At 69.2% G+C, this 4,023-nt stretch carries 8 protein-coding genes; 6 read left to right on the top strand and 2 right to left on the bottom strand.

Annotated elements, in window-relative coordinates:
- The coding region (locus B4K74_RS00375) for an aconitase family protein (protein WP_414631896.1) at positions 1-563 on the bottom strand (563 nt) is incomplete at its 3' end.
- Positions 564-763: 200 nt separating this feature from the next.
- On the opposite strand from B4K74_RS00375, the gene ccmA reads away from it, so the two are divergent.
- The 6 genes from ccmA (at position 764) to B4K74_RS00345 (ending at position 3,837) form a co-directional block, all read left to right on the top strand.
- The gene (ccmA, locus tag B4K74_RS00370; RefSeq protein WP_286691276.1) at positions 764-1,381 is read left to right on the top strand and encodes a heme ABC exporter ATP-binding protein CcmA; all 618 of its coding nucleotides are present in this window, start codon (positions 764-766) and stop codon (positions 1,379-1,381) included.
- Complete coding sequence (ccmB, locus tag B4K74_RS00365) at positions 1,378-2,043, top strand: heme exporter protein CcmB (protein WP_286691275.1); 666 nt, start codon at positions 1,378-1,380, stop codon at positions 2,041-2,043. Before ccmA ends, ccmB begins: the two co-directional genes overlap by 4 nt.
- A gap of 74 nt (positions 2,044-2,117) precedes the next feature.
- Complete coding sequence (gene ccmC / locus B4K74_RS00360) at positions 2,118-2,843, top strand: heme ABC transporter permease CcmC (protein ID WP_286691274.1); 726 nt, start codon at positions 2,118-2,120, stop codon at positions 2,841-2,843.
- The gene (gene ccmD / locus B4K74_RS00355; protein WP_286691273.1) at positions 2,840-2,992 is read left to right on the top strand and encodes a heme exporter protein CcmD; all 153 of its coding nucleotides are present in this window, start codon (positions 2,840-2,842) and stop codon (positions 2,990-2,992) included. The genes ccmC and ccmD overlap by 4 nt, the downstream gene beginning before the upstream one ends.
- The gene (locus B4K74_RS00350) at positions 2,989-3,537 is read left to right on the top strand and encodes a DsbE family thiol:disulfide interchange protein (protein ID WP_286691272.1); all 549 of its coding nucleotides are present in this window, start codon (positions 2,989-2,991) and stop codon (positions 3,535-3,537) included. Before ccmD ends, B4K74_RS00350 begins: the two co-directional genes overlap by 4 nt.
- Before the next feature lie 60 nt (positions 3,538-3,597).
- Positions 3,598-3,837 carry a hypothetical protein gene (locus B4K74_RS00345; protein ID WP_286691271.1) on the top strand — a complete coding sequence of 80 codons (240 nt, stop codon included), beginning with the start codon at positions 3,598-3,600 and terminating at the stop codon, positions 3,835-3,837.
- On the opposite strand, the gene B4K74_RS00340 is transcribed toward B4K74_RS00345, so the two are convergent.
- Positions 3,834-4,023, bottom strand: a 190-nt coding sequence (locus B4K74_RS00340) for a DUF1318 domain-containing protein (RefSeq protein WP_286691270.1), incomplete at its 5' end; no start/stop codon positions are given. The two genes, B4K74_RS00345 and B4K74_RS00340, sit on opposite strands and share 4 nt — an antisense overlap.

Here is a 4,023-nt window from a genome sequence, read left to right as displayed (position 1 = left end):
TCCAGGTTCACCTGGTGGCAGATGCCGGTTCCCGGGGGCACGACGCGGAAATTGTTGAAGGCGGACGAGCCCCAGCGCAGGAATTTGTAGCGCTCGATATTGCGCTCATACTCACGGGCGACATTGGCCTCGAAGGCTTCGGGCGTGCCGTAGTGGTCGACCATCACCGAGTGGTCGATGACCAGATCGACGGGGTTCAGCGGATTGATGCGCGAGGGGTCGGCCCCCAGCGCCGTCATGGCGTCGCGCATGGCGGCCAGATCGACGACGGCGGGCACACCCGTAAAATCCTGCATCAGCACGCGCGCCGGACGGAAGGCGATCTCGTGCTCGACCGAGCCCTTGTTCTCGACCCAGGCGGCGACGGCCTTCAGGTCCTCGGCGGTGACCGAGACCCCGTCCTCGTTACGCAGCAGATTCTCGAGCAGCACCTTCATCGAGCGCGGCAGGCGGGAAATCCCGGTCAGACCGGCTTCCTCTGCGGCGGCAAGGCTGTAATAGGCATACTTCTTACGCCCGACGGCGAGATCCCGGCGGGTGGCGTGAGTGTCGATTGACGGCATGGAGAGCTTCCTCTGGCAAAGGCCGCCCGGACATCCGGTTGCGCGATCGCGCGACAGACGCAGGGGCACACAGGTCCCCGGCGCGCGCGGCGAAAGCCTGCTGCGGCACACGCGGATATAGTGCGCGGCTGCGCGCGCGTCCATGTATCCCTGTCGGCGTCATGGACATTGAGAGCGGTTCTCAAAACGACGGTGCCGGTATGATCCGCCTCACGCTCGAGGGTGTGGCGGTGCGGCGCGGCGAGCGCAGACTGTTCGAGGACCTGAACCTGAGCGTCCGCCCGGGCGAGGCCGTGGCTCTCACGGGAGCTAACGGCGCCGGCAAGAGCAGCCTGCTGCGCGCCATTGCCGGACTGCTGACGCCCGAGGCCGGGCGGATGAGGTTCGACGACAATGGGCAGGATCTCGACCTCGAGGTCGCCCGCACCCGTCATCTGCATCTGATCGGCCATCAGGACGGCTTTCGGTCGGGCCGCACCGCGCGCGACGAACTGGCCTTTCAGGTCGGCTGGTGCGGTGGTGGCCCCGGCGGCATCGACGAAGCGGTGAGGGCGCTGGGTCTCGAAGGTCTGATGGATCTGGAAGTGCGCCGACTGTCGGCGGGGCAGAGGCGGCGGCTGGCGCTGGCCCGCCTGCTGGCGGCCCCGCGTCCGGTCTGGTTGCTGGACGAGCCCCTGTCGCCGCTCGACGCCCGCTGGCGGGCTGAGGTCGGCCAGCTGATGCAGGCGCATCTGGCCGGCGGCGGTATTCTGCTCGCAGCCGTCCACGACCCCCTTCCGATCCCCGCCCGCACCTGCGAGATCGGCGGGACAGCATGAGCGCGGCCCTGCTTCTGCTCCGGCGCGAAATGGCCCTGTCCTGGAATGGCGGCGGCGGACCGCTGCTGGCCTGCGGCTTCCTGCTCAGCCTCGCGGTCATCGTGCCGCTGGGCGCCGGGCCGCGCCTCGATCAATTGGCCAGTTTGGCGCCGGGACTGGTCTGGTTGGCGCTTTCATTGGCCAGTTTGTTGACGCTGGAACGGCTGTTCGAACGCGACTTCGAGGACGGCACCCTCGACCTTCTGGCGCTCGGCCCCCTGCCGGACGAGGGCGTGGTGGCGCTCAAGGCACTGGCGCACTGGCTGACCATCGGCCTGCCGCTGGCCGCCATGACCCTGCCCGTGGGGATCGCCCTTGGCCTTGCCCCGGCGCAACTGCCCCTGCTGGCCCTGACGGCGGCGGTCGGCGCCCTCGCCTTTTCCGCCACCGGCGCGCTGGGCGCGGCGTTGGCGATCGGTGCGCGCAAGGGCGGGCTGCTGATCGCGGTCATCGTCCTGCCGCTGTTCCTGCCGCCCGTGATCTTCGGCGCGGGGGCGCTGGTCGCGCAGGCGGACGGCCGCTCGCCCGCCCCGGCGCTGGCCCTGCTGTGCGCCTGCGCCCTTGTGGCAACGATGATCGGCGTGCTGGCCGGGGCCGCGGGCCTCCGGGGCAGCCGCACATGACGCCGCCCCCCGCGACCTTGGCCGCGACATGCGGGCCGCTTGCCGCCTTCGGGTCTGAGGGGTAAGCCGCGCCCATGTTCGGTCTGGCCAATCCCGACAGGTTCATGCGCGTCACCCGCCCGCTGATCGGCCCCCTGTGGGTGATCGCGGCGGTGCTGCTGCTTGTGAGCTCGGTCTGGGCCTTCCGCGTGCCCGAGGACGCCCTGCAGGGCGACACGGTGCGGATCCTGTTTATCCATGTGCCGGCGGCCAGTCTGGGGCTGGCGGTCTATGCCTCGCTGGGCCTCAGCTGCCTGTTCTATCTGATCTTCCGGCATTCGCTGGCCGATGCGGCGGCCCGGGCGGCGGTGCTGCCCGGCGCGGCCTTTACCGGTCTGGCTCTGGTCACCGGCGCCCTGTGGGGTCAGCCCATGTGGGGCACCTGGTGGGTCTGGGACGCGCGGCTGACCTCCATGCTTGTGCTGTTCCTGCTCTATATCGCCTATGCCGTTCTGCGCGGCGCGTTTGACGACGAGGGCCGGGGCGCCCGCGCCGCGTCCGTTCTGGGGCTGGTCGGCCTGATCAATCTGCCGATCGTGAAGTTCTCGGTCGACTGGTGGAATACCCTGCATCAACCGGCGTCGCTGCTGCGCGCCGGAGGGACCAGTCTGGACCCGGCCTATCTGTGGCCGCTGCTGACCATGATGACCGCCTGGCTGTTGCTGTTCCTCGCCGTCTGGCTGACGGCGATCCGCACCGAGGTCGTGCGCCGCCGGGTGCTGGCGATCAGGGCGCGCCGCGCGCGGGAGGCTCAGGGATGATCGATCTGGATATGGGCACCTATGCCGCCTTCGTCTGGCCCGCCTGGGCGGTGACGGTCGGTGTGCTGGTCGCCGTGGTGGCCCGCTGCCTGACGCAGGCGCGCCGCTGGAAACGCGAGCTTGAGCGGCTGGAGGGTGACAACCAATGAAACGCTGGCTGGCCCTGCTCCCTCTGGTCGTTCTGGTCGGCCTCGCCATCCTGTTCGCAGGTTGGGCCCTGAACCGCGATCCGGCCTACAAGCCCGATGCCCTCGTCGGACAACCCGTTCCCGAAACCGTCCTGCCCATGCTGACCGGCGATGTCGCCGGGCCGGGGCAGGTGGACATCAGGACGGCCGGGGTGGGACGGCCCATGCTGGTCAATATGTTCGCCTCCTGGTGCGCGCCGTGCCGGATCGAACATCCTGCCCTGATGGCGCTGAAGGATCAGGGGATTGCTATCGTCGGCATCGCCTACAAGGACGAGCCTGCGGCCACCCGCGAGTTTCTGGACGAGCTGGGTGATCCGTTTTCCATGGTGCTGGTCGATGCCGAGGGTCAGGCCGGGCTGGATCTGGGCATAGCGGGCGTGCCGGAAACCTATGCGGTCGATGCCTATGGCCGGGTGGTCGCCAAACACACCGGGCCCCTGACGGATGCGGCAGATGTCCGCCGTCTGGTCGACGCCCTCAACGACCCCGCCGAGCGCCCCTGACCCCCGTCACCTGTCCACGCCGTTAACGATTTCTGAACCCTGTTCGTTAACCTGTCAGGGATGAGCGACATCCGCCCCTTCACGTCCCTGAACCCGGCCGCTGCGCCCGCTGCGGGACCCGTTCCAGCTGTTCGTCAGGCACAGGCGGCGTTCTTCCGGCAGGCGCTGGCCCAGGTCGAGACGGTCCAGCAGGTCGCCGCCCGGCCCGCTGCGGCTGCCCCCACGGAGCCTTCACGCACCGAAGCGCAGGCGGCGGATCGCCCCCTGCGCCCCGGTAGCTATCTGGATATCAGGATTTAACGCTGGACCCAGCGTCCATCGTTGGTGCGGTACCACTGGCCAGAAGTGATGCGCGGCAGCAGCTGGGTCTCGAACATCACCGCGCCGGCGACGGCCGCAGTCGTGCCGGCTTCTGCGGCGCTGCGGGCATAGGCCTGACGGCGGCCCGAATTGATCACCTGCACCGCCTCGTTCAGCGCGGGATCG

The organism is Brevundimonas sp. UBA2503 (assembly GCF_002341485.1).
GTDB lineage: Bacteria > Pseudomonadota > Alphaproteobacteria > Caulobacterales > Caulobacteraceae > Brevundimonas > Brevundimonas halotolerans.
This window is presented reverse-complemented; position numbering and strand designations above follow the sequence as displayed.

Excerpts from the sequence above, each read along its gene's own strand:
- ccmA (WP_286691276.1), top strand. The coding sequence starts at position 764 with ATGATCCGCCTCACGCTCGAGGGTGTGGCGGTGCGGCGCGGCGAGCGC.
- ccmB (WP_286691275.1), top strand. The coding sequence starts at position 1,378 with ATGAGCGCGGCCCTGCTTCTGCTCCGGCGCGAAATGGCCCTGTCCTGG.
- ccmC (WP_286691274.1), top strand. The coding sequence starts at position 2,118 with ATGTTCGGTCTGGCCAATCCCGACAGGTTCATGCGCGTCACCCGCCCG.
- ccmD (WP_286691273.1), top strand. The coding sequence starts at position 2,840 with ATGATCGATCTGGATATGGGCACCTATGCCGCCTTCGTCTGGCCCGCC.
- B4K74_RS00350 (WP_286691272.1), top strand. The coding sequence starts at position 2,989 with ATGAAACGCTGGCTGGCCCTGCTCCCTCTGGTCGTTCTGGTCGGCCTC.
- B4K74_RS00345 (WP_286691271.1), top strand. The coding sequence starts at position 3,598 with ATGAGCGACATCCGCCCCTTCACGTCCCTGAACCCGGCCGCTGCGCCC.